The organism is Allobosea sp. (assembly GCF_035999205.1).
In the GTDB taxonomy this organism is placed as follows: domain Bacteria; phylum Pseudomonadota; class Alphaproteobacteria; order Rhizobiales; family Beijerinckiaceae; genus Allobosea.
Genome location: NZ_DASYHA010000021.1, coordinates 166386 through 189358, shown reverse-complemented (window position 1 = coordinate 189358; position 22973 = coordinate 166386). Strand labels below are relative to the sequence as shown.

The 22973-nt window shown below is 67.0% G+C and carries 19 protein-coding genes; 2 read left to right on the top strand and 17 right to left on the bottom strand.

Going from position 1 to position 22973, the window contains the following annotated elements:
* Positions 1-56 precede the first annotated feature (56 nt).
* Entirely contained in the window at positions 57-941 is an 885-nt protein-coding gene (locus tag VGN82_RS11545; protein WP_327527159.1) for a UPF0280 family protein, read from the top strand.
* On the opposite strand, the gene VGN82_RS11540 is transcribed toward VGN82_RS11545, so the two are convergent.
* The 10 genes from VGN82_RS11540 to VGN82_RS11495 all read right to left on the bottom strand — a co-directional run bounded on the left by VGN82_RS11540 (position 916) and on the right by VGN82_RS11495 (position 13084).
* Positions 916-1617 (bottom strand): ABC transporter ATP-binding protein, encoded by a 702-nt coding sequence (locus VGN82_RS11540; RefSeq protein WP_327527351.1) that lies wholly within the window; start codon positions 1615-1617, stop codon positions 916-918. The genes VGN82_RS11545 and VGN82_RS11540 overlap by 26 nt on opposite strands.
* A gap of 8 nt (positions 1618-1625) precedes the next feature.
* Positions 1626-2432 (bottom strand): ABC transporter ATP-binding protein, encoded by an 807-nt coding sequence (locus VGN82_RS11535; RefSeq protein WP_327527158.1) that lies wholly within the window; start codon positions 2430-2432, stop codon positions 1626-1628.
* Positions 2429-4315 carry an ABC transporter permease gene (locus VGN82_RS11530; protein WP_327527157.1) on the bottom strand — a complete coding sequence of 629 codons (1887 nt, stop codon included), beginning with the start codon at positions 4313-4315 and terminating at the stop codon, positions 2429-2431. The genes VGN82_RS11535 and VGN82_RS11530 overlap by 4 nt, the downstream gene beginning before the upstream one ends.
* A gap of 187 nt (positions 4316-4502) precedes the next feature.
* On the bottom strand, positions 4503-5720 hold the full coding sequence (locus tag VGN82_RS11525; RefSeq protein ID WP_327527156.1) for an ABC transporter substrate-binding protein: 1218 nt from the start codon (positions 5718-5720) through the stop codon (positions 4503-4505).
* Between the two features lie 444 nt (positions 5721-6164).
* A complete protein-coding gene (locus VGN82_RS11520) occupies positions 6165-7277 on the bottom strand; it encodes a hypothetical protein (protein ID WP_327527155.1) in 1113 nt (370 codons plus the stop codon).
* Positions 7278-7559: 282 nt separating this feature from the next.
* Positions 7560-8477, bottom strand: coding sequence for an energy transducer TonB family protein (locus VGN82_RS11515; protein WP_327527154.1), 918 nt, complete (start codon positions 8475-8477; stop codon positions 7560-7562).
* Positions 8474-8941, bottom strand: coding sequence for a TonB system transport protein ExbD (exbD, locus tag VGN82_RS11510; protein WP_327527153.1), 468 nt, complete (start codon positions 8939-8941; stop codon positions 8474-8476). The genes VGN82_RS11515 and exbD overlap by 4 nt, the downstream gene beginning before the upstream one ends.
* 3 nt (positions 8942-8944) lie before the next feature.
* The gene (gene exbB, locus VGN82_RS11505; protein WP_327527350.1) at positions 8945-9985 is read right to left on the bottom strand and encodes a tonB-system energizer ExbB; all 1041 of its coding nucleotides are present in this window, start codon (positions 9983-9985) and stop codon (positions 8945-8947) included.
* 292 nt (positions 9986-10277) lie between these two features.
* Positions 10278-12203, bottom strand: a complete 1926-nt coding sequence (locus VGN82_RS11500) for a hybrid sensor histidine kinase/response regulator (RefSeq protein ID WP_327527152.1) — start codon at positions 12201-12203, stop codon at positions 10278-10280.
* 125 nt (positions 12204-12328) lie between these two features.
* Positions 12329-13084 (bottom strand): helix-turn-helix domain-containing protein, encoded by a 756-nt coding sequence (locus VGN82_RS11495; RefSeq protein WP_327527151.1) that lies wholly within the window; start codon positions 13082-13084, stop codon positions 12329-12331.
* A gap of 142 nt (positions 13085-13226) precedes the next feature.
* On the opposite strand from VGN82_RS11495, the gene VGN82_RS11490 reads away from it, so the two are divergent.
* The gene (locus VGN82_RS11490) at positions 13227-13955 is read left to right on the top strand and encodes a response regulator (RefSeq protein ID WP_327527150.1); all 729 of its coding nucleotides are present in this window, start codon (positions 13227-13229) and stop codon (positions 13953-13955) included.
* Here VGN82_RS11490 and VGN82_RS11485 read toward each other — a convergent pair.
* The 7 genes from VGN82_RS11485 to VGN82_RS11455 form a co-directional block, all read right to left on the bottom strand.
* Complete coding sequence (locus tag VGN82_RS11485; RefSeq protein WP_327527149.1) at positions 13925-14527, bottom strand: hypothetical protein; 603 nt, start codon at positions 14525-14527, stop codon at positions 13925-13927. The two genes, VGN82_RS11490 and VGN82_RS11485, sit on opposite strands and share 31 nt — an antisense overlap.
* A gap of 197 nt (positions 14528-14724) precedes the next feature.
* The gene (gene hflX, locus VGN82_RS11480) at positions 14725-16107 is read right to left on the bottom strand and encodes a GTPase HflX (protein ID WP_327527148.1); all 1383 of its coding nucleotides are present in this window, start codon (positions 16105-16107) and stop codon (positions 14725-14727) included.
* A gap of 4 nt (positions 16108-16111) precedes the next feature.
* The gene (hfq, locus tag VGN82_RS11475) at positions 16112-16360 is read right to left on the bottom strand and encodes an RNA chaperone Hfq (RefSeq protein WP_054207979.1); all 249 of its coding nucleotides are present in this window, start codon (positions 16358-16360) and stop codon (positions 16112-16114) included.
* 241 nt (positions 16361-16601) lie between these two features.
* Entirely contained in the window at positions 16602-17969 is a 1368-nt protein-coding gene (gene ntrX / locus VGN82_RS11470; RefSeq protein ID WP_327527147.1) for a nitrogen assimilation response regulator NtrX, read from the bottom strand.
* Positions 17966-20257: a sensor histidine kinase NtrY-like gene (locus VGN82_RS11465; RefSeq protein ID WP_327527146.1), complete on the bottom strand. Its 2292-nt coding sequence runs from the start codon at positions 20255-20257 to the stop codon at positions 17966-17968. The genes ntrX and VGN82_RS11465 overlap by 4 nt, the downstream gene beginning before the upstream one ends.
* A gap of 126 nt (positions 20258-20383) precedes the next feature.
* Positions 20384-21832 carry a nitrogen regulation protein NR(I) gene (gene ntrC, locus VGN82_RS11460; RefSeq protein WP_327527145.1) on the bottom strand — a complete coding sequence of 483 codons (1449 nt, stop codon included), beginning with the start codon at positions 21830-21832 and terminating at the stop codon, positions 20384-20386.
* 20 nt (positions 21833-21852) lie between these two features.
* Positions 21853-22929 (bottom strand): two-component system sensor histidine kinase NtrB, encoded by a 1077-nt coding sequence (locus tag VGN82_RS11455; protein WP_327527349.1) that lies wholly within the window; start codon positions 22927-22929, stop codon positions 21853-21855.
* Positions 22930-22973: the final 44 nt, after the last annotated feature.

The window sequence follows — 22973 nt, the reverse complement described above, 5'->3', positions numbered from 1 at the left end:
GGCTCGATATCGCTTGGCGGCTTGTCCGCGATGACGGCGCGTTTCACAAGAGAGCGATGAAGAGCCACCGCGTCGCGCGCCTGTCGGGCAATCGCCTGCATCTCCAGGAGGGCCCCAGCGATCTCGTGATCGCAGCCTTCGGCGGGCCTTCGCAAACCGAGCGCGCCTATGCCGCAGCCGAGGATGCCTTCGATGGGCTGCTCGCCGAACTTACCGGTGAGCTGCGCATGCTGCGCCAGCCGCTCGCGGCCCAGCCCCCTGCCCTGACAGGCGCAACGGCGCGGCGCATGGCCCGCGCCTGCTGGGCCTTTCGCGCGCAGTACATCACGCCAATGGCGGCGGTGGCGGGCGCGGTCGCCGATACCGTCATGGCCGCGATGATAGCGGCGGCACCGAGGCTCGAGCGCGCTTATGTCAACAATGGCGGCGATATAGCCATCCTCGTCACCCCCGGGCATCCCCTCGACATCGGCGTCGTGCCGTCCCTCGCGAGGGCCCGGCCGGAGGGCTTCATCCGCCTTCATGCTGCACCCCATGCTGCGCAGCATTTTCGCGGCATCGCGACCAGCGGCTGGCGGGGGCGGTCGTTCTCGCGCGGCATTGCCGATGCCGTGACGGTGCTGGCGCGCAGCGCTGCCGAGGCCGATGCGGCAGCGACGGTTATTGCAAATGCGACGGATGTGCAGGATGGCGCGGTGCTCCGCCGGCCGGCACAGGAGCTCGATCCCGACAGCGATCTCAGGCATCTCCCTGTCACCGTCGATGTCGGGCCCCTCTCGCCGAAAGCGATCACAGCGGCACTCAATTCGGGGGCGAGAACGGCCGAGGCGTTGCTGCGCGACGGCCTGATCGAGGGCGCGCTGCTATCAGTGGCGGATGAATGGCGCAGCGTCGGCGAAAGCAGTTTCGCGCTGGTCAGACCGACAGATACTGCGCCCTGACCGCGTCGTTCGCCTTCAACTCGTCCATCGTGCCGGTGAAGCGGATGATGCCCTTCTCGATGATGGCGGCGCGATCGGCGACATTGCCGGCAAAGTGCAGGTTCTGCTCGGAGATCAGCACCGTCAGCCCCTCGCTCTTCAAGGCCAGGATCGTCTTCGCCATCTCCTCGACGATGACCGGCGCCAGGCCCTCCGATGGTTCGTCCAGCAGGACGAGCTTCGGGTTGCCCATCAGTGTGCGTGCGATGGTCAGCATCTGCTGCTCGCCGCCGGACATGGCGCCACCTGGCCGGTCCCGCATTCTCCCGAGATTGGGGAAGAGCTGGAACAAGCGCTCCGGCGTCCAGCGTGGCGCGTCGCCGCGGGCCGGGCGCTGCGCCACGGAAAGATTTTCCATGACGCTGAGCTCGGAGAAGACGCGCCGGTCCTCCGGCACATAGCCGATGCCCATCCGCGCGATCTCGAAGGGCTCGCGGCCGTCGACCCGCCGCCCCTCGAAGCTGACGCTGCCACCGGCGGGCGGCACCAGCCCCATCACGGCCTTCATTGTCGTAGACTTGCCGGCGCCGTTGCGGCCCATCAGCGCCAAGACCTCGCCGCGGTTCATCGCGAAGCTGACGCCCTGCAGGATATGAGCGCGGCCGTAATAGGCGTCGAGGGATGCGATCTCGAGCATGGCTTGCACTAATGCCCTCCCGAAGTCGCGCCGGAGCCGAGATAGACGGCGCGGACATTGGGGTCCTGCCGGACCTCCTCGGCCGTGCCATGAGCGATCAGTCGGCCGCGATCGAGCACAATGACGCTGTCGGAATGGGTGAAGACGACGTCCATGTCGTGCTCGGTGAAGAGCACGGCGATGCCGCGGGCGGCCGCGATCTCGGCTGTCAGCGCCATCAGCTCGATGCGCTCGCGCGGCGCCATGCCGGCGGTTGGCTCGTCCATCAGCAAGAGCTTGGGCTGGTTCGCAAGCGCGACCGCAAGTTCGACGCGCTTGAGGTCGCCATAGGCGAGGACGCCGCAGGCCCGGTCGGCCTGGCCCTCCATCCCGACCTGCGCCAGCAACGCGTCGGCTGCCTCGCGGTGGCGATCGCGGGCGCGGCCGAAGGGGTTCCAGATCTCGCCCGCGTGCGAGATCAGCGCCATCTGGACATTCTCCCGCACCGTCATCGAGGTGAAGGTCGCAGTGATCTGGAAGGTTCGACCGACGCCCATGCGCCAGACGATGCGCGGCTTCAGCCCGGTTATGGCCCGCCCCGCCAGCACGACCTCGCCGCCGTCAGGCCGGAGCTGGCCGTTCAGCATGTTGAAGCAGGTCGTCTTGCCGGCGCCATTGGGGCCGATCAGCGCCAGCATCGTGCCCGGCAGGACCGAGAAGGAGACGCCATCGACGGCGCGCACGCCGCCGAAAGATTTCGCGAGATCGCGGACCACGAGGACCGGCTCCGCGGTCGCGCCGGCGACCACGATCTGCGCTTCTGCAGCGGCGCTCATCGGCTGGCCTCCACCAGCGTTGCGGCCGGTTCGGGCTCCTTGCGTCTGCGCTCACGCAGCGCAAGCGTCGCCCCGACCAGGCCACGCGGGAACAACACGACAAGCAGCACGATCGAAAGCCCGAGCACGAAGCGCCAGTACATCGTCGCCTTCATCAATTGCTCGGAGAGGCCGGCGAAGGCGAAGGCGCCGACGACCGGGCCAGATACCGTCTGGACCCCGCCGAGGAGCACCATCAGCAGCGCATCAACCGATCGCGGTATCGCCATATAGGTCGGGAAGACCGAGCCCTTGAAGAAGGCGAAGAGTGCGCCCGCAATGCCGGCGCAGAAGGCCGCGACCGCGAAGGCGACCCATTGGATGCGGGCGACGTCGAGCCCGATGGCTTCGGCCCGCAGCGCATTGTCGCGAGCCGCCCGGAGCCCGTATCCGAAGGGCGAGAAGATTGTCAGCCGCAGCACCAGGATCGCCGCCGCACAGACGACGAGCGTCAGATAATAGTAGACCGTCTTGGAGGCCGCCCAGGCCGAGGGCCAGACGCCGAGGATGCCGTTGTCGCCGCCGGTCAGGTCGACGGTCTGGAAGGCCGTCGCCCAGGCGATCTGCGCGAAGGCGAGCGTCAGCATGGCCAGATAGACACCCGAAAGCCGGACACAGAACCAGCCGAAGACGACACCGGCGATGCCCGCCAGGAAAGGTGCGAGCAGCAGGGCCGGTTCCATCGGCGCGCCGAGCCATTTGACGGCGAGCGCAGCGCCATAGGCCCCGAGGCCGAAATAGGCGGCGTGACCGAAGGAGGCCATGCCGCCCGGCCCCATCATGAAGTGCAGCGAGGCGGCGAAGAGCGCGAAGATGACGAGTTCGGTCAGCGTCAGCAGGATGTGGTCCGGCGTCGCCAGCGGGGCGAGCGCAAGGATCACCAGCGCGATCAGCCCGGCGAGCTTGGTCGGACCATCCGCCGGCAGCAGCAATGGCTCGGCCGGGCCATGGCCGCGCGCATGTCCGACCGGCGCCTTGCCCATCAGCCCGTAGGGCTTCACCACCAGCACCACCGCCATGACCAGGAAGACGAGGACCAGCGTGATCTTGGGGAAGATCAGGATGCCGAAGGCGTGCAGGATGCCGATCAGCACGGCTGCGAGATAGGCCCCTGTGACGCTGCCGAGCCCGCCGACGACCACGACGACGAAGGCCTCCGAGATCATGGCGAGGTCCATGTGCAGGGTCACCGCCTCGCGCGGCAGCTGCAGCGCGCCTCCGAGCCCCGCCAGCATCGAGCCGAAGGCGAAGACCGAGGTGAAGAGCAGGCGCTGATTGACGCCGAGCGCGCCGACCATCTCGCGGTCCTGCGTCGCTGCACGTACCAGCGTGCCCCAGCGCGTCTTCTGGAACAGCAGCCAGAGGATCAGCAGCACGGCCGGCCCGACGGCGATCAGGAACAGCTCATAGGTCGGGAAGCGGTTGCCGAAGATGATGACGAAGCTCTTGAAGCCGGGCGCGCGTGGCCCGAGCTTGTCCTCGGCTCCCCAGACGCCGAGCGCGACATCCTGGATCATCAGCACGACCCCGAAGGTCGCGAGCAGCTGGAACAGCTCAGGCGCCTGGTAGATGCGCCTGAGGATCAGCACCTCGATGACGACACCGACGAGCCCGGTCAGGGCGGCGGCGGCCAGTACCCCGCCCCAGAAGCCCAGAGCATCTGCCGGCCCGAACCGCGTCACCAGCGTCCAGGCCAGATAGGCTCCGAGCATGTAGAGCGAGCCATGGGCGAAGTTCACGATCCGCGTGACGCCGAAGATGATCGACAGCCCGGACGCCACGAGAAACAGCGACGAAGCCGAAGCCAGGCCGTTCAGCGTCTGGTTGAGGATGAGGTCGATCATGCTTGGCCCGTGCGAATTGGAGGCGCGGAAACGCCGCCGTCTTCCTGGGCGCAGCGAAGCGGAGGCCCGGGATCCATCATAGGGCTGATCGCTCTACGATGGATCCCGGAGCGCTGTCTCTACGCGGCTTGTCCGGGGTGACGCGGCTGATGTCGGCAACGGTTCGGCTAGGCGTCCGAGTCCAGCATCACCCGGCCGGGCGCAGCGTCTTCACCTCGGCGTCGCTCGGCAGATACTTGGCGCCGTCGCGATAGCTCCAGTCGACCATCGTGCCCTTGCCGTCCTTGAGCGCGGTCTTGCCGACGAAGGCGCCGAGCGTCGACTGGTGATCGATGGCGCGATATTCCGCCGTGCCGAAGGCGGACGGGAACTTCAGCCCCTTCAGCGCCTCGACCAGCTTTTCCGTGTCCGTCGAGCCGGCCTTCGTCAGGGCGGCGGCGATCGAGTTCATGGTGTCGAAACCCACGATCGAGCCGAGGCGGGGGTAGTCGTTGAACTTGGCCTTGTAGGCCTCGTAGAACTTGGTGTGCTCGGGCGTCTTCAGATCGGCATGGGGATAGCCGGTGACGATCCAGCCGACCGGGGCTTCGGCGCCAAGCGGATCGAGATATTCGGGCTCGCCGGTCAGCATCGAGACCACCGTCCTGCCTTCGAACAGGCCGCGCGTGTTGCCCTGGCGGACGAAATTGGTCAGGTCGCCGCCGAAGGTGACGTTGAAGATCGCGTCCGGCTTCGAGGCTTCGAGCGCCTGCACGGTCGCCCCCGCATCGATGCGGCCGAGCGCCGGGAATTGCTCGGCGACGAACTCGACGTCGGGCTTGGCCTTCTTCAGCAGCTCCTTGAACCACTTCACGGCCGACTGGCCGTATTCGTAGTTCGGCGCGACCACCGCCCATTTCTTGGCCGGGAGCTTGGCGGCCTCCTCGACCAGCATCGCCGCCTGCATGTAGGTCGAGGGCCGCAGACGGAAGGTGTAGCGGTTGCCCTTGGCCCAGACCACCGCATCCGAAAGCGGCTCGGAGGCGACATAGAGTTTCTTGTTCTGGTTGGCGTAGTCGGCGATGGCGAGGCCGACATTCGACAGGAAGCCGCCCGAGAGCAGGTCGACCTTCTCGGCGTTGATCAGGTCGCCCGCATGGCGCACGGCGTCCTCGGGCTTGCCGCCATCGTCACGGAAGATCGTCTCGATCTTGCGGCCGAGCACGCCCCCGCCGGCATTGATCTGCTCCAGCGCCAGCTCCCAGCCCTGGCGATAGGGCTTCAGGAAGGCGGGTTGCGCGGTATAGCTGTTGATCTCGCCCACCTTGATGGGTCCTGCCCCCTGCGCTTGGGCGAGGCCGGGCGCAGCGAGGATGGTGGCGCCGGCGGAAGCACCGGCCAGAAAACTCCGACGGTCGATGGTCATCGCTGTTCCCCATGTCTGGCCCGGTGGCGGACGCCCGGGCTCTTTGACAAACTCGCTCTCGGACAAAGTTCGCTCTTGGACATTTGCATGCCGCCGAGTGTGCGTCAGCTGGCGAAATCATTTGTATGCCTACGAATTTGAATAGGCCAAAACTGGCTGTCAACGCCTAATCCGCGGCAGCGGCTGCACCCATTTCAGGCTGCTGGATGGCCGCAAACAGGCGTGATTTTGCGTTCTGCGCGCTCTTGTCGCGTCCCCAAGGCGGCGCGTGGCGAGGCTGCTCAAAAATAGGACAATGATGCTGCCCTTTTGCGCTTGTCGTCGGCCACCTGCGCACCTATGTATCCCGCATCGCAGCAGCGATGCTGCGTCGCCCTCCTTGGGCGTTTCCTCCCTAGACTTGGGCTGCGCTCACGCGCGGCCCTTTTTTCTTTTCGCCCCATCTCACTGCCGGTGCCCGCGCGGTCGCGGGTCGCCGGCCCAGGTCGCACGGTCATACGCACCGACTTTCGGCGGAGCCGCAGTGTCGTGGAGTGTCTGGCTCACGCGAGCGATCGCGCGCTCCATGATGCTGACCTCCCAATCCTCCAGCGCTTGATTGCCCTGGGCAAGCCTCGGGAAGTTCTGGGGAACGTTCGCGAAATTGTGCCAGATCGGCCTGAGCCCATGCTGCTTCCCAAGGACTGTCTTGAGGTACGCCTGCCACGGGTCGCTCGCATTGGCCTGATTCACGCGGTTGCGTGGACCGTGGGTCGTGGCACCGGCCCAATTCCAGTTGCTGAGAAAATGCGCGCGCGTTGGCGTCGTCGGCCGGCTGCCCCACTGGAATTCGAGGGTTCCATTCCCGAACGGCACGCGTGGCGTCACGGGCCAGACGAGGTACTGGAACAGTTCCTGGGCCTCCAGGTCGGTGTCGCCCTGCCGCGCATGTGGATCGAAGATGCCTGCGCCGTAGACGGACTTTCCCTCGAAGATGAGCTTGCCGCCGAGCCGCTTGATGCCCTCGCGGATGATCTTCGACATCTCCTTGGTGGCCGACTGTCCATAGGCCGCATCGGTGACGCCCTGCTGGTACCACCCCTCCTGCGCTCCCGGAAACGCTTTCAGGAAGGCATCCCGCCCCGACATGTTCGGATCGAAGGGAACGCCACGCTCGGCAAAGCCCATGACGCGATGAACGAACTCGGCGATGTGGAGATTGCGATTCCGAAACAGATCGTTGTTCATCCCATAATACATGTCCATCATCTGGAGCCCGTCCTTGACCAGTGCGGCGGTCCGGGGGCCCGGATCGTAAAGCCGGATGATGCGCTTTCTGAAGATGCTGTGCGGATGTGCGCGCGCCCGGTTGATCCAATGCAAACCCGCCCTGGCGACTGGATTGCCAGTGGCGCCCCAACCGTTGTGCAAGGCGTTGGGGCCGACTGTGCCGTAGATGAACGTGCTGTTGCGAAACTGTTCTTTGACCATCGTTCGGGCCAACAACTTGTTCTTTCCGAACGGCGTATGCTCGATCTGGTTCAGCGCGTTGTTCCAGCGCGTTTCGAAATCCGTCATGTCCCCTGCCCCCCGGCATGATGACTTGTCTACGATCGACGCCGCCGCCGTCGCAGTTCGACGAGACTTCATAACCGTATCGGAAACAAGTTGGCTGTCACGGGGGCGACAGCGATACGATGCCGAGGCCGCGGTGCTGCTAGGCTGCCATCCGTCTGCAAATCCAGCATTCCAGCGTCACCGATGCAAGATCGGGTATTTGGTCGGCATCGGAACACGACGAAGACCCCCTCCTCGCGGATGAGGAGAGGGCCTGGCGCCTGGGCAACAGCGTGATACGCCTCAGCGCGAGAACTTCACCGGTACGGCCAGCGCGATGGTGTTGCCACCCAGCCCCGAGGGCGGCGCCGGAACCGGGCTCGCCCGCCGGATCATGTCGACCGCCTCCTCATCCAGCGCCGCGTCGCCGGAGCCGCGGATGAGACGCGCCGAGAGCACGCGGCCCGATCGGTCGATGCTGAAGGAGACCTGCACCGTTCCTGGGCTCGCCCCGCCGGGGAAGCGCTTGTAGCGGTTGAGATGCGCGAGCAGCGTGCCGCGCCAGCTCGCCGGCGAAACCGACGGAGCCGACGATGCGCCCTGGGTCGGCGCAGCCGCATTGGGAGCGGCCTGCGCCTGCGCGGTCGGCGCGCTCGTGCGCTCGGCCGGAGGCTTGTCCTGATTCACCGGCTTGCGACGCTCGACCACGCGCGGCTTCGGCGGCGGCTTGCGCTCGACGACCTTCGGCTTGGGCGGGGGCGGCGGCGGCGCCAGCACGGCAGCTGCATCCGGCAGGGACGGCAGTTCCGGGATCTTGATCTCGGGCTCCGGCTGGACGACGGGCTGCGGCTCGACCACCGGTGGCGGCTCGACCGGGGGCGGCTCCACGACGGGCTCGGGCGGCGGCGGCTCGGGCTCGGGCGGCTTCTCGACGACCGGTTCGGGCTGCGGTTCAGGCTGGGCCTCGACCATCTCCGGACCGGGCGCGATCTCCTGCGGCGGCGCCTCGGGCGCGACCGCCAGCGGCGCGAGCTCGATCATCACCGCCGCGGGCGGCGTGCCCATCGCGGCTTCGGCGCGTTGCCAGGTCGCGATCACCCAGCCCGCGGTGCCATGGAATCCGGCAACGACGAGAATGGCGAATGTCCAGCGCAGCAGCGCCGGCCAGAGCCTGGCACCGGCGTTGGCGGGATGGCCAGCCATGTCCGCGAGCGTCTTCATGGTCGGGGCGCCCCAGCGGCGGGAGCGGCCGGGGCGGCGCCCTGCCCCGTATCCTCCAGGCCGACCAACGCGATCTTGAGATAGCCCGCCTGCCTGAGCAGGTTCATCACATCCATCAGCTCGCGATAGGCGACCGCGCCATCGGCCCGCAGGAAGACGCGCTGCTCGCGGTCGCTGTTGGTCCGGGCGTCGAGGGTCGGGCCGAGCGCTTCGCGTGGTACGGCGTCATTGCCGAGCGCCAGCGACAGGTCGCCCTTGACGGTCAGGAAGACCGGGGTGTCAGGCCGCGGCTGCGGCTGCGCGTTCGAGACCGGCAGATCGACCGCGACATCGACGGTGGAGAGCGGAGCCGCCACCATGAAGATGATCAGCAGCACCAGGATGACGTCGATGAACGGCGTGACGTTGATGTCGCTGACCTCGCCGAGGTCGCCGTCCTGGGCGTCTTTCAGAGAAACGCCCATGGCTTACTCCGCGTGCACGCGCGGCAGGCTCGCCGCCGGCTGGACCGCCTGCAGCGGCGTGCGCGCCGACACCCCCGCAATGGCCGCCGTCGCGGGCACGGGCTGGCGCCGCTGGCGCTCCAGATCGCGCGAGAGATGCTGCAGGACTTCGCCCGAGGCGTCGGAAAGCATCGCCCGATAGCCGGTGATGGCGCGGGCGAAGACATTGTAGATGATCACGGCCGGGATCGCGGCGACGAGGCCGATAGCGGTCGCGAGCAGCGCCTCGGCGATGCCCGGCGCGACGACGGCGAGGTTGGTGGTCTTGGCCTGGCTGATTCCGATGAACGAATTCATGATGCCCCAGACCGTGCCGAACAGGCCGACGAAGGGCGCGGTCGAGCCGATCGTAGCGAGAAGGCCGGTGCCGCGCGTCATGGAGCGTCCCGCCCGCGCCTCGATGCGCGAAAGCGCGATCGCGACGCGCTCCTTGATGCCGTCCTCGCCGAGATCGGAGGATCGCCGCGTCTCCTCCAGGGCAGCGCCGAGCAGGAGGCCGACATCCCCGCGCAGGCGTCCCTTGCCGGCGATGGCGCTGGAAGCCTCGACAAGGTTCGTCGCAGCCTGGAGCTGCCGCAGCGCACGCCCCGCCCGGGCCTTGGCCGCCGCCAGTTCCAGCGCCTTGGCGAGCCAGATCGTCCAGGTCACCACGGACGCGAAGGCCAGGCCGACCATGACCGCCTTAACGACGATGTCGGCGGCCATGAACATGCCCCAGGGCGACAGGTCATGCGGCAGGGCGGGCAAGGCCGCCGGCTGGGCGGCGATCGGTGCCGGCGCCGGCGCGGCCGAGGGAATGGTGGCGGGATGCGCAGCCGTCGGCGGTGCGATTCCGAGCTGCGGCAGGGCCTGCGGCAGCGCGGGCGTCGGGGCGGTCGGCGCCGCAGTCGCGGCCGGGGGCGGGGCCGGCGGCGAGGCCGGCACCTGGGGCTGTTGGGCCCAGACGGGCGCGATGCTGGCCGCCAGGACGATCAGGGCGACCGCCGCGGGGCGGACCCGCAGCATCCGGAACCTCGACACAGCCCTGCGCGGGAACTTGAAGGACGTCACCGCCTTCTCCTTGGAATAATTAAAAAAAGGCTTTGCGATCAATGCGATACGCGTTGGCGTACGCCTCTCCCAAGCGCCCGCCCGTGTCAAGGCTGCGGCACGGATCGAGGGTGGGAAGCCGCCATGCAGCGGCGGCAGCCTGGCCGCGGCCGGGTAACGTGTCGCGGGAGATGGCGGGGGACTGGAGAGCTCGTGGCTGCTCAAGTTCGACGCCGGAACCGCTCGCTGGATGACGAGCGCCTCTGCTTCACTCGGCCGGATCGAGCAATTCGCGCAGACGCAGCGCCAGCTCCATCGCGGTATATGGCTTCTTCAGCCAGCTCGCCGCTGCAGCGAGCTCGCGCACCGCGACGCTGGGCTCCGCGAAGCCCGAGGTCAGGATGATCTTGATGCCAGGCCGGATCAGACGTGCCTCGCGCGCCAATTCGTCGCCGGACATGCCGCCGGGCATGACGATGTCGGTGAAGAGCAGGTCGATATCCGCATGCTCCGCCAGCATGTCGAGCGCCTGGGCCGCGGTATCCGCCTCCAGCACGCGATAGCCGGTGTCCTCGAGCCGAGCCACGGCGACGCGGCGGACGCGGACATCGTCTTCGACCACGAGGATCGTCTCATTCCCACGCGGCAGGCTGTTTTTCGTAGCGGGCGCGTCACCTGTCGCGACATCCGGGACAGCGGACGGAACGGCGGTCGCGACCGGCAGGAAGAGGCGCACGCTCGTGCCCTGGCCGATTTCGCTGAAGAGCTGGACATGGCCGCCCGACTGCTTGGTGAAGCCGTAGACCATGCTCAGGCCGAGTCCCGTCCCGGCGCCGACGCTCTTGGTCGTGAAGAACGGCTCGAAGGCGCGCTGCCTGACCTCGTCGGACATGCCCTCGCCCGTATCGGTGACCGAAATCAGGACATAAGTGCCGGTCCGGACCCCGGGATGCAGGTTGGCATAATCGGCATCGAGTTTCGTCGCCGAGATCTCGACCGTCAGCCGGCCGCCCCGCGGCATCGCATCGCGGGCGTTCAGAGCCAGGTTGAGCAGCGCGTTCTGCAGCTGGGAGGCATCTATCAGGGCCGGCCCCGGCGAACCCGAGACGATGGTGCGAAGCTCGATTGCCTCGCCCAACGCCCGCCGCAACAGGTCGGAGAAACGGGAGACGAGCTGCCCGACATCGGCGAGCTTCGGATTGAGCGGCTGCCGGCGCCCGAAGGCAAGCAGCTGTCCGGTCAGCTTGGCGCCGTCATCGGCCGCGCCCTGCGCCTCGCTCAGCAGGAGCTGGAGCTTCGGGTCTGTCAGCCGCCGCTCGATCATCTCGAGATTGCCGCTGATGACGGTGAGCAGGTTGTTGAAGTCGTGCGCAATGCCGCCGGTGAGCTGGCCGATGGCTTCCATCTTGTGGGCCTGGCGCAGCTCCTCCTCGATCCGGTGGCGGCTGGTGAGATCCCGGATGAAGCCGGTGAAGATGCGGCTGCCCTCGACGCGGGCCTCGCCGATCGCCAGTTCCATCGGGAACTGGCTGCCATCCTTCTTTTGGCCGGTCACGACGCGGCCATAGCCGATGATGCGGCGCTCCCCGGTAGTCAGGTATCGGGAAATGTAGCCGTCATGAGCGCCCCGGTCGGGCTCGGGCATCAAGGCGCTGACATTGCGCCCGAGCACCTCGCCCGTCCTGTAGCCGAACAACCGTTCGGCCGCCGCGCTGAACGAAGTGATCGTGCCGACATCGTCGATCACCACCATCGCTTCGGGCACCGTATCGAGAATCGAGCGCAAATGGGCTTCGCGTGCGACGAGATCGGCCTGCATCGCCCTGAGATCGCTGACGTCGATGTTCGTCTCGACGATGGCGAAGCCCGAGGCCGCCTCCGCCTTGGCCACGACCCAGCGGCTGGTCACGAAGATCGGATGGCCATCCTTGTGGCGATGCGTAAGTTCCCCGTTCCAGATGCCCTGCTCGTGCAGGTCGGCGGTGATGTCCTCGAAAGGCTCGGGGAAGACGGTTGCGAGCAGGTCGTGCACGACGCGGCCGAGCGCCTCGGCTCGCGTCCAGCCGTACAGCGCCTCACAGCCCCTCGTCCAACGGGTGATGACGCCGTCGAAGCCGTGGATGATGATGTTGGCGCTGTCGAGAACCCGTGCGATCTCGTCGAGGCTGAACTCGCTTGTGACGGTCGACCGCATGGCCGGCGCTACCTCGACGCTGTGGACATCGCCCCGAATGGCGGAGCGCATTTCGGGAGGTCCGATGCTTCGACAAAGAAACACGTCGCCATGCGTCGTGTCCGACACCTGGCGACGGATGTGGCTCAGTTCGGCCAGACGGCCTGCTGGATCGCCCCCGCTCCCGCGGCATGGTTATCCCCGTCATCGGCCTCGCCCGCAAGCACCGCGAGCTGACCGAGCCTGCGCACGACGATGGCGTGACGGCTGCTCGGCGCGATGACGCCGCAATTGGTCAGCCTGGTCATCGTCCGCGAGACCGTCTCGATGGTCAGGCCGAGATAGTCGGCCATGTCGAGGCGAGTCATCGGGATCTCCACGACGGGGTGCTTCTGCTCGCCCCCGAGGCGGCGGGCGATGACGAGCAGGAAACTGGCGACGCGCTCCTCGGCGCTCTTGCGGGCGAGCAGGACCATCTGGTCCTGGGCCGCGGCCATTTCGTCGCACAGGCAGGCGAAGAGCTGGGGCCGCAGCTCCGGCGAGCGATTGATCTCGTCCTGGAAGCGGCCATGCTCGTAGCGCCGCAGTTTCGTCCGGGTAACGGCCTCGGCGGTGTAGAGGTAGTGATCCTTGAGCGAGACGCCGAGCAGATCGCCCGGATAGAGGAAGCCGGTGATGACGCGGCGACCGTCGCTCAGGATCCTGAAGACGCGCAGGACGCCCTCGACGACCTCGAAGACGTGCCTCGCATCGTCGCCTTCCCAGAAGATCGCCATCCCGGTCTCGAAGGTCTCGAGCGGCTGTCCACCGAACAGGCTACGCAGGCTCACAGCCTGCGACGGGGCCGTCGCGAAACGCCTGACAGCGCCGTGCTGCTGTGACATGGTGGCTTGCGAGATCATCGGCGCATCATCCTGTGTGTGATCGACGCGGCGAATAGAACCCACTCTGGTAACGGCCGAACGGCGCGACCGTTACGATCCGTGCGAAACTGTGACGGTTTGTAACAGCCCGGGCGACGAGGAAGCGCACCACAGCCTAGACATGACTGACCTCGCTACCCGCAACGAGCACATTCTGGTCGTCGACGACGACGGCCGCATTCGCCAGATGCTGACCCGCTATTTCGAGGATGAAGGCTACCGCGTCACCGGTGTCGCCGACGGCACGGCGATGCGCGACAGCCTGCAGAAGGACGCGATCGACATCATTCTGCTCGACCTCGTGCTGCCCGGTGGCGAGGACGGTCTCACGCTGGCGCGCGAGGTGCGCTCGCGCTCGGATGTCCCGATCATCATGCTGACCGGCCGGGACGATGTCGTCGACAGGATCGTCGGACTCGAGGTCGGCGCCGACGACTACATCGCAAAGCCCTTTCACCTGCGTGAGGTGCTGGCGCGTCTGCGGACCGTGCTGCGCCGGCGACAGCCTGCGGCAGCGCCGCGCGCGGAATCTGGCGAGGCGATCCGGTTTGATGGCTGGCGCCTGGACCTCGGCCGGCGCCAACTTGTCACGGCCGAAGGCGACGAGATCATCCTGACCACCGGCGAATTCGACATGCTGGCCGTGCTGGCGCGGCATCCCGGGCGTGTGCTTTCGCGCGACGTGCTGATGGATCTGACCCATGGCCGCAATCTCGACGCCTTCGACCGGACGATCGACGCCCAGATCGCGCGGCTGCGCAAGAAGATCGAGCGCGATCCGAAGCAGCCGACGCTGATCAAGTCGGTGCGCGGCGTCGGCTACGTCTTTACCGGCAAGCCGTCGCCCTGAGATTGTGCCCAGGGGGCCTCCAGCAAAGGTCGCTGGTCGAGAATCAGCGCGACGCGGCGCTCGCAAGCGCTCCGCCCGCTGCTCTCGAGATGGCGGTGCAGGCGCTGGGAGCTTTCGGTGCGAATGCGGATCGCGGCGCAGTCGAGCCGCTCGGCGAGGGCGCAGAGATCGCCGAAGAGCGCCGCCGCGACACCGATCTCATCGGCGGCGCTCGCAACGACGAAGACAGGCACATCTAGGATCGCCCCCTGGACAAGATGCTTCACGACCGCGTGCACGCAAAGCCCCTGGAGATAGCCGCGCGGATTCGTGGCGACGACGATCTGCTGACGGCCAACGGCCGTCCCCAACTCGGACGTGGCCTTCTCGCAATAGGAGCGCCAGCGGGCGACATCGAGCCGTCGATCGAGGGGGCTGACGAGCAGGTAACCCGCATCCACCTGTTCGGTCGTGATCGGCGCGATCTTGTAGGCGCGCTCCATGACGACGCTCCCGACGCGCGAGGTTTCCGGGACCGCCGTCACGGAGAGGCGTTGCCGGAAGCGGGCACGGATATCGGGGCGGCGAGCCACGGCCGGGCGCCGAGGCCGGGCACCGTCGGCACGCCGGCCGACATGCCGCGCGCAGCTCTCGATGATGTGCGCATGATCCGCCTCCCTCGATACGGAGGCACAGGCTAATCGTCGCAGCGAACGCAGCCTTGAGCGAAATCAAACATGGTGCGTCGCCGTCTCCGTGATCGGCGCGGCCCGCCTGGTCCGGCGCAGTGCTATCCCTGCCGCTGCGCCTGCGGAAAGCGCGCGCCGAAGGCCCCTTCCCGCTCTGGCGGCAGCCGGACGGTCAGCGACAGCGCGCCATCCTCGGCATCCTCGCGCTCGAGGATTTCACCATTGGCATGCAGCCAGGCCAACGACTTGCCGTCGCCGGGCGCGAGCGACAGCCGGTAGACCGGCCGGCTGCGAGCGATGCGCGTCTCGATCGCATCCGTCAGTCGCCCGATTCCGTCGCCGGTCAACGCCGAGACGAGGACGGGGCGAGACACCTCCGGCTTCAGCCCGGCGAGGCCGAGCTGGCGCTCGCGTTCCTCCGGCGCCAGCAGGTCGGACTTGTTCCAAACCTCGACGACTCGCTGGCCGTCATCGGGATCGATGCCGAGGTCGCGCAGGATCGTCTGGACATCGGCGGCCTGCGCCTGCGTGTCCTCATGGGCGACGTCGCGGACATGCAGCAGGACATCGGCCTCGATCGCATCCTCCAGCGTGGCGCGGAAGGCGGCGACGAGCTGCGTCGGCAGGTCAGAGATGAAGCCGACGGTGTCGGAGAGCATGATCTTCGCGCCATGCGGCAGCTTCAGCGCGCGTGCGGTCGGATCGAGTGTGGCGAAGAGCATGTCCTGCGCCAGCACCTCGGCCGAGGTCAGCCGGTTGAACAGGGTCGACTTGCCGGCGTTGGTGTAGCCGACCAGCGCAACCACTGGATAAGGCACGCGTTTTCGACTGGCCCGATGCAGGCCACGGGTGCGCTTGACCGCCTCGAGATCGCGCTCGATCTTGGTCATGCGCTCCTGGATGATGCGCCGGTCGGCCTCGATCTGGGTTTCACCGGGGCCGCCGAGAAAGCCGAAGCCGCCGCGCTGACGCTCAAGATGGGTCCATGACCGCACCAGCCGGCTCTTCTGATAGTTCAGATGCGCGAGCTCGACCTGGAGCGCGCCTTCCTTGGTGCGCGCCCTGCGGCCGAATATCTCGAGGATCAGGCCGGTGCGATCAATGACCTTGCAGCCGAAGGCTTTCTCGAGATTGCGCTGCTGCACGGGAGACAGCGCGCAGTCCATCACGACGAGACCGATCTCCTCGAGCTTGATGCGCTCGGCGATCTCCTCGACCTTGCCCTTGCCGAGATAGGTCGCAGGCCGCAGCGCCGTCAGCAGCACCTGGATCGGTTCGACGACGGCGAGATCGATCGCCGCGGCGAGGCCCACGGCCTCGTCGAGCCGTGCCGCAAAGGACCGCTCATTGGCGTCCGACGCGCCGCGACGCTGCTGATAGGGACCGACGACATAGGCGCGGGTGTTGGCCGCGATATCGCGCTCGATGGCGTCGAGCGGCTTGGTCGCCGCCCTCGCCTCATCCGCATCGCTGCGGGCGCCCATGGGCTCAGGCCTTGTCCTGTTCCTCGGGCTCGAACAGCTGCACGGGGTGGCCGGGCATGATGGTCGAGATGGCATGCTTGTAGACGAGCTGCGAATGTCCGTCGCGACGCAACAAGACGCAGAAATTGTCGAACCAGGTAACGACGCCCTGCAGCTTGACGCCGTTGACGAGGAAGATTGTCAGCGGGATTTTCTGCTTGCGTACATAGTTGAGGAACGTGTCCTGTAGATTTTGTGCCCGCTCTGCGGCCATGGGTAGCCCCTGTTGTTGGGATCGCTGATCGGGTTCAAGCCCGCGATCCATTTCGTCCCGTTCACGCCGCAGGCGAACGCCTGTCGCTTCGGGACACCGACATCCCATTAGATCGTCGAGTCAGCCTACAACGCAAGTGCAACATTGCTTCGTATCAAGGCGATTTGACTGCGCAGAATGCAGGCGGGCATGCAGAACGCGCCTGACATCGCCGGCAAGACCTCACCGGACAGACTTCACCTCAGCCGACGCCAAGCGACTTCAGCTTGCGATGGAGCGCCGAGCGCTCCATGCCGATGAACTCCGCCGTGCGCGAAATGTTGCCCGAGAAACGCGCAATCTGCGCGATCAGGTATTCGCGTTCGAAAATCTCGCGCGCGTCGCGCAGCGGCAGGCTCATCAGTCGCTCGCCACCCGAGCCGGACGGCGTCGTCGGCACCATGGCGCCGACCTCGGCCGGCAGCATCTCGACGGTGATGTCCGCCGTCGGATCGCCCTTCGTCAGGATCATCAGGCGCTCGACATTGTTGCGCAGTTCCCGGACGTTGCCGGGCCACTCATGCGACTGCAGGACCGCCATGGCATCCGAACCGATGCGACGCTTCGGCAGCCCGGAGGCGACCGAGATCTGCTCCATGAAGAACTCGATCAGTTCGGGCACGTCTTCGCGGCGCTCGGACAGGGCCGGCACCTTCACGGGCACGACCGACAGGCGGTGGTAGAGATCCTCGCGGAAGTGACCATCGGCGATCAGCTGCGCCAGGTCGCGGCTGGTCGAGGAGATGATGCGAACATCGACATGGACGCGCGTGGCCCCGCCGACGCGCTGGAAGTTCTGGTCGACCAGAACGCGCAGGATGCGGTTCTGGGTTTCGCGCGGCATGTCGCCGATCTCGTCGATGTAGAGCGAGCCGCCATGCGCCTCCTCGAGCGCACCGACGCGGCGCGAGCGGCCCTCCCCGGCCTCGACGCCGAAGAGCTCCTCCTCCATCGTCTCGGGCGTGATCGTGGCGGCGTTGATCACGACGAAAGGTCCCGACGCGCGCGTCGAAGCCTCGTGCAGCGTGCGCGCGGCCAGCTCCTTGCCGCAGCCCGGCTCGCCGGTGATCAGCACGCGCGCGTTGGTCGGCGCGATGCGCTCGATCGTCTGCCGCAGCTGGTTGACCACCGTAGAGCGGCCGACGATGCGGCTGGCCTGCACGAAGCCCTTCTTCAGCTCACGGACCTCGCGGCGCAGCCGTGAGGCCTCCAGCGCCCGCTCGGCGACGAGCACAAGGCGGTCGGCCTTGAACGGCTTCTCGATGAAGTCGTAGGCGCCGCTCTTGATCGCCGAGACCGCGGTCTCGATGTTGCCGTGCCCGGAGATCATCACGACCGCGAGGTCGGGATGGCCCTGCTTGATCAGCTCGAGCACCTGCAGGCCGTCGAGGCGGCTGCCCTGGAGCCAGATATCCAGGAAGACCAGGTTCGGGCGCCGCGCTGCGATCGCCGCCAGCGCCTCGTCTGCAGAGCTCGCCTTGCGGGTGCGGTAGCCCTCGTCCTCGAGCAGTCCGGCCACCAGTTCGCGGATGTCGGTCTCGTCGTCCACGACCAGAATGTCAGCGCTCATACGCGTATCCCATCTTGCGTTTCCCGTCCTGCCGCAGCGACTTGTGCTTTGTCGCTGCGGCTGCCCTCGGGGTTCTCATCCGGTGAAGGCCCGGTCTCGGGGAACCAGAGCCTGATGCGGGCGCCGCGCCGGCCTTCGCCGGCGTCCGGCCTGTCGAGCAGCTCGATGCCACCGCCATGGTCCTCCAGGATCTTGCCGACGATGGCGAGGCCGAGGCCCGTGCCGCCCTCGCGGGTGGTCATGTAGGGCTCCAGCAGCTTCTGGCGCTGGTCCACCGGCAATCCCTTGCCGTTGTCGATCACGTCGATGACGATCCGGCCGTCCTCGCGCCGCTCGAAGGTGACGTCGATGAGGCCAGGGCCACGCTCCTCCATCGGCACCGCCTCGATCGCCTCGGTGGCGTTCTTGATGACGTTGGTCAGCGCCTGCGACAGCAAGCGCCGGTCGAAGCGGGCCGGCACGGCCCCTTGCGGCAGATTTTCGGTGATCGTCAGCTCGGGATTGCCGACCCGCATCAAGAAGACGATCTGGCGCACGGTCTCGGCGATGTCGTCCTGCATCAGCGACGGCTTCGGCATGCGGGCGAAGGACGAGAACTCGTCGACCATGCGGCGAATATCCTCGACCTGACGGACGATCGTGGCCGTGCACTGGTCAAAGACATCCTTGTCGTCGACGATGACGCGCCCGAACTTGCGACGGATGCGCTCGGCCGAAAGCTGGATCGGCGTCAGCGGGTTCTTGATCTCATGGGCGATCCGGCGGGCCACATCCGCCCATGCGGCCGTGCGCTGGGCCGACACCAGGTCGGTGATGTCGTCGAGCGTGATCACCAGCCCGGCCCCGACGCCCTCGCCTTCACGCACCGCCCGGACATTGACCATGCGGTCACGCCCGCCGCGGCTGATCGCGACCTGGCCTGAACTCAAGCGTTGCCGTCCCTGCAGCGCCTCGGCAACGAAGGCGGCGATCTCCGGCGCGACCAGGGAGATCGATTCGCCGAGCAGCCGTCCGCCGGTGCCGAGGAGGCTTTCGGCCGAGCGGTTGATGATGGTGATATGGCCGTCGCCGTCCAGGCTGAGAACTCCCGAGGAGACGCCCGACAACACGGTTTCGGTGAAGCGCCGCCTGCGGTCGATGACTTCACTGGCGGTGACGAGCCCGTCGCGCTGGCGGCGCAGCTCGGCCGTCATCTTGTTGAAGGTCTCGCCCAGATGGGCAAGGTCGCCCTCCGAACGCCGGATCGGCACCTGGACATAGAAGTTCCCGCTCGAGACCTGGTCCGTAGCGTGGATCATCCGCCGGATCGGCGCCACCAGCGCGTTGGCGAAACTCAGGCCCAACCAAACCGCCGAGAGCAGCAGGATCACCGCGATCAGTCCGTACATCGAGGCGAACGCGACCTGGACGCCCTTCCGGCGCGCGTCGATGGACAGGTACTCGGCGGCTGCGGCTCGCGCCACGGCCGGGAAGTCCACCGCCAGCGGATCGACCTCGCGCGCGATGTGCAGGAATGCGTTGTCATAGGCCGGCAACTTGATCAGCGCCCCGAAGATGCGACCTGTCGAAGGAATCACGCAGATCGGCTCGGGTGCGGACTGCGCATCCTCGAAGGCGGCCTCATCCGGCTTCGGCGCGCCGCGCAGCACGTCGATGTTGGCGCGTGCGATCACCTTGTCCGGCGGCTGCATGATCGCGGCGACCGGGACGCCGAGCGCCGTCGCCCGCGCCGTCAGAAACGTGTCGAACCATTTCCGATCGACGTCGAAGGTCGCCCTGGCGCGGGCAAGGTCGTCGGCCAGAACCCGGATCTCGCGGCCGAGCGACCGGCATTGCGACCCCGCATAGGCGTCGGCGACTTCGACCGAGCGGAAGATCGCATCGCGCATGCGGTCGGAGAACCAGGGATCGAGGCCACGCTCGATCGTGATCGTCGCGATGATCGCGACCAGCACGGCCGGCAGCGCCGCGATGATACTGAACAGGCTGACGATCCGCACATGCAGGCCGGCGGCGGCCGCACCCGCTCGCCGCGCCCGGATCAGCACCGCCGTCTCCAGCGCGACGACGACCAGCAGCAGCAGAATCAGGAGGGCGTTGATGACGAAGACGCCGACCACGACATTATGGACCGGCACCACCGGGGTGACACCGGAGAGGACGAGGAAGGTGACCAGCGCCGAAACCAGCGCGAAAACGACGACGGTGGCGCCGAGCCAGCCGGAAACGCGACGCGGCGTATCATCCGCGCGCGGCACGATCCTGACATCGCTGGAGGGGGCAGACACGATCTTGGACAACTCCTTGGCAGCCAGATTCCGAAGTGAGTCTGGCCACTGCGCGGCACTGATGCGCCGACGCAACGGTGTTGTCAAAATATGACATATGAAAGGCGGCGCCGCCCGCTGGCCGGCTCAGCGCGGCGAGCGCACCACCTGCATGTCGAGTTCGCGGATCTTCTTGCGCAGGGTGTTGCGATTGAGCCCCAGCAACTCGGCGGCGCGGATCTGGTTGCCGCGCGTTGCCGCGAGCGCCGCCGCGATCAATGGCGGCTCCACCTCGCGCAGGATGCGATGATAAAGGCCGGGCGGCGGGATGTTGTCGCCAAAGCCGCCGAAATACTGGTTGAGGTGGCGCTCGACGGAGCCCGACAGGGTCTCCGCGCGCTCCTGCGAAGGGCCGCCCGCGAAGCCCGCAGAGGCATTGGCCGGCTGCAGCTCCGCCTCCACGATCGGCGCCGTGATCGTTTCCTGCGGGTAGAGCGCGGCAAGGCGACGCACGAGGTTCTCGAGTTCGCGCACATTGCCCGGCCAGCGATAGCGGCGCATCACGTCCATCGCTTCCGAATCGATCTGCTTGCGCGGCAGCCCTTCCTTCTCGACCAGCGAGAAGAAGTGGCGCGCCAGATCCGGAATGTCCTCGACGCGCTCGCGCAGCGGCGGCAAACGGATCGGAACGACGTTGAGCCGGAAGAACAGGTCCTCGCGAAACAGCCCCTGCGCGATCGAGATGCGCAGATCCTTGTTCGTCGCGGCGACGATGCGGACATTGGTCTTGATCGGCGTGCGCCCGCCGACCGTCGTGTATTCGCCCTGCTGGAGCACGCGCAGAAGCCTGGTCTGGGCCTCCATCGGCATGTCGCCGATCTCGTCGAGGAAGAGCGTGCCCCCTTCGGCCTGCTCGAAGCGGCCGGAGGAGCGCGTCAGCGCGCCGGTAAAGGCGCCCTTCTCATGGCCGAACAGCTCGGATTCGATCAGGTCCTTCGGGATCGCCGCCATGTTGATCGCGACGAAGGGGCCGTTCTTGCGCTTGCCGTAATCGTGCAGGGCGCGCGCGACCAGCTCCTTGCCGGTGCCGGACTCGCCGTTGATCATCACCGTGAGGTCGATCGGCATCAGGCGCGCGAGCGCCCGGTAGACGTCCTGCATCGCCGGCGAGCGGCCGATCAGCGGGATGTCGTCGGGCTCGGCCGCATGCGAGCGGCTGCCGTCGCCGCGCGGACGCGACAGGGCGCGACCGACGATCGCCACGAGCTCCTTCAGGTCGAAGGGCTTGGGCAGATATTCGTAGGCGCCACGCTCGGACGCCTTGATCGCCGTCATGAAGGTGTTCTGCGCGCTCATCACGATGATCGGCAGCTCGGGACGCACGCGCTTGATGCGCGGCAGCAGGTCGAAGGCGTTGCCGTCGGGCATCACCACGTCGGTGATGATCAGGTCGCCCAAGCCCTGTGCTGCCCAGGTCCAGAGCGTTGCCGCCTGGCCGGTGGTCCGAACCTCGTATCCGGCCCTCGCGAGAGCTTGGTTGAGAACGGTGCGGATCGCGGCGTCGTCGTCCGCGACGAGAATGTTACCGGTCGGCATTCAATGTGGTCCTGTAGGCCTCAAACTGCCTGCCGTGCCCGAAGCTGGTGCAAGGGCAGCAGAATTCTGAACGTCGTGCGGCGGGGGACGGACTCGCATTCGACGATACCGCCGTGATCCCCGATCACCTTGGCGACGAGTGCAAGTCCAAGGCCACTGCCCTGCGCCTTGGTGGTGACGAAGGGATCGAACAGGTGCGGCAGCAGGTCGGAGGGCACTCCGGGCCCGTTGTCGCGGATGCCGATTTCGAGCGGCAGCGCGATCCTGCCGGACGATCCGGCCAGCTGCATGCGGATGCCCGGCCGATAGGCCGTGGTCAGGGTGATCTCGCCGTCGATCGCGTCCGTGCCGATCGATTCTGCAGCGTTCTTGACCAGATTCAGCAGGACCTGCACGAGCTGGTCGCGATTGCCGGAGACCGGCGGCAGCGACGGATCGTAGATCTCGGTGAAGCGGATATGTCGCGCGAAGCCCGACTGCGCCAGACGTTTCACATGGTCGAGGACGTCGTGGACATTGACCGGATCACGCTCGGTCGGGCGCTCGTCGCCGAACAGCTCGACGCGCTCGACGAGCTTCACGATCCGGTCCGTCTCGTCGCAGATCAGCTGCGTCAGGATGCGTTCGTCGTCGGGAACGGTCGCTTCGAGCAGTTGCGCGGCGCCGCGAATGCCCGAAAGCGGATTCTTGATCTCATGCGCGAGCATCGCTCCGAGCGCGGTGATCGATCTTGCTGCCCCTCGATGGGTCAGCTGTCTGTCCATTTTTTCAGCAATTGTCCGTTCTTGCAGCATAAGCACGACCGAGTCGGGCTGGCTCGGCAGAGGTGATGCAAAAACATCCACCACCCGGTCGGCGCCGAGGCGCGGCGAGCCGAGGTCGAGCCGGTATTCGCTGACGCTGGCGCCGCGGCGCTGGACCTCCTCGACCAGGGCGAGGACCGGCGAGCCGAAGGCGATCAGATCGTCGATGCGCTGTCGCTTGAGCACGACGGCGCTCGATTGGAAGAAATCCTCGGCGGCGGTGTTCGCGTAGACGATGCCATGGCCCTCGCCGATGACCACCACGGGCATCGGCAGGACATTGAGGGCCTGCATCTCGATCGGGTCGAGCAGGAATTCGTCCCTGCCCTTACCGCCGC

Bases quoted from the DNA above. Each gene is read 5' to 3' on its own strand.
- VGN82_RS11545 (WP_327527159.1), top strand. From the start codon at position 57: ATGAAGAGCCACCGCGTCGCGCGCCTGTCGGGCAATCGCCTGCATCTC.
- VGN82_RS11540 (WP_327527351.1), bottom strand. From the start codon at position 1,617: ATGCTCGAGATCGCATCCCTCGACGCCTATTACGGCCGCGCTCATATC.
- VGN82_RS11535 (WP_327527158.1), bottom strand. From the start codon at position 2,432: ATGAGCGCCGCTGCAGAAGCGCAGATCGTGGTCGCCGGCGCGACCGCG.
- VGN82_RS11530 (WP_327527157.1), bottom strand. From the start codon at position 4,315: ATGATCGACCTCATCCTCAACCAGACGCTGAACGGCCTGGCTTCGGCT.
- VGN82_RS11525 (WP_327527156.1), bottom strand. From the start codon at position 5,720: ATGACCATCGACCGTCGGAGTTTTCTGGCCGGTGCTTCCGCCGGCGCC.
- VGN82_RS11520 (WP_327527155.1), bottom strand. From the start codon at position 7,277: ATGACGGATTTCGAAACGCGCTGGAACAACGCGCTGAACCAGATCGAG.
- VGN82_RS11515 (WP_327527154.1), bottom strand. From the start codon at position 8,477: ATGAAGACGCTCGCGGACATGGCTGGCCATCCCGCCAACGCCGGTGCC.
- exbD (WP_327527153.1), bottom strand. From the start codon at position 8,941: ATGGGCGTTTCTCTGAAAGACGCCCAGGACGGCGACCTCGGCGAGGTC.
- exbB (WP_327527350.1), bottom strand. From the start codon at position 9,985: ATGCTGCGGGTCCGCCCCGCGGCGGTCGCCCTGATCGTCCTGGCGGCC.
- VGN82_RS11500 (WP_327527152.1), bottom strand. From the start codon at position 12,203: ATGCGGTCGACCGTCACAAGCGAGTTCAGCCTCGACGAGATCGCACGG.
- VGN82_RS11495 (WP_327527151.1), bottom strand. From the start codon at position 13,084: ATGATCTCGCAAGCCACCATGTCACAGCAGCACGGCGCTGTCAGGCGT.
- VGN82_RS11490 (WP_327527150.1), top strand. From the start codon at position 13,227: ATGACTGACCTCGCTACCCGCAACGAGCACATTCTGGTCGTCGACGAC.
- hflX (WP_327527148.1), bottom strand. From the start codon at position 16,107: ATGGGCGCCCGCAGCGATGCGGATGAGGCGAGGGCGGCGACCAAGCCG.
- hfq (WP_054207979.1), bottom strand. From the start codon at position 16,360: ATGGCCGCAGAGCGGGCACAAAATCTACAGGACACGTTCCTCAACTAT.
- ntrX (WP_327527147.1), bottom strand. From the start codon at position 17,969: ATGAGCGCTGACATTCTGGTCGTGGACGACGAGACCGACATCCGCGAA.
- ntrC (WP_327527145.1), bottom strand. From the start codon at position 21,832: ATGCCGACCGGTAACATTCTCGTCGCGGACGACGACGCCGCGATCCGC.
- VGN82_RS11455 (WP_327527349.1), bottom strand. From the start codon at position 22,929: ATGCAGGCCCTCAATGTCCTGCCGATGCCCGTGGTGGTCATCGGCGAG.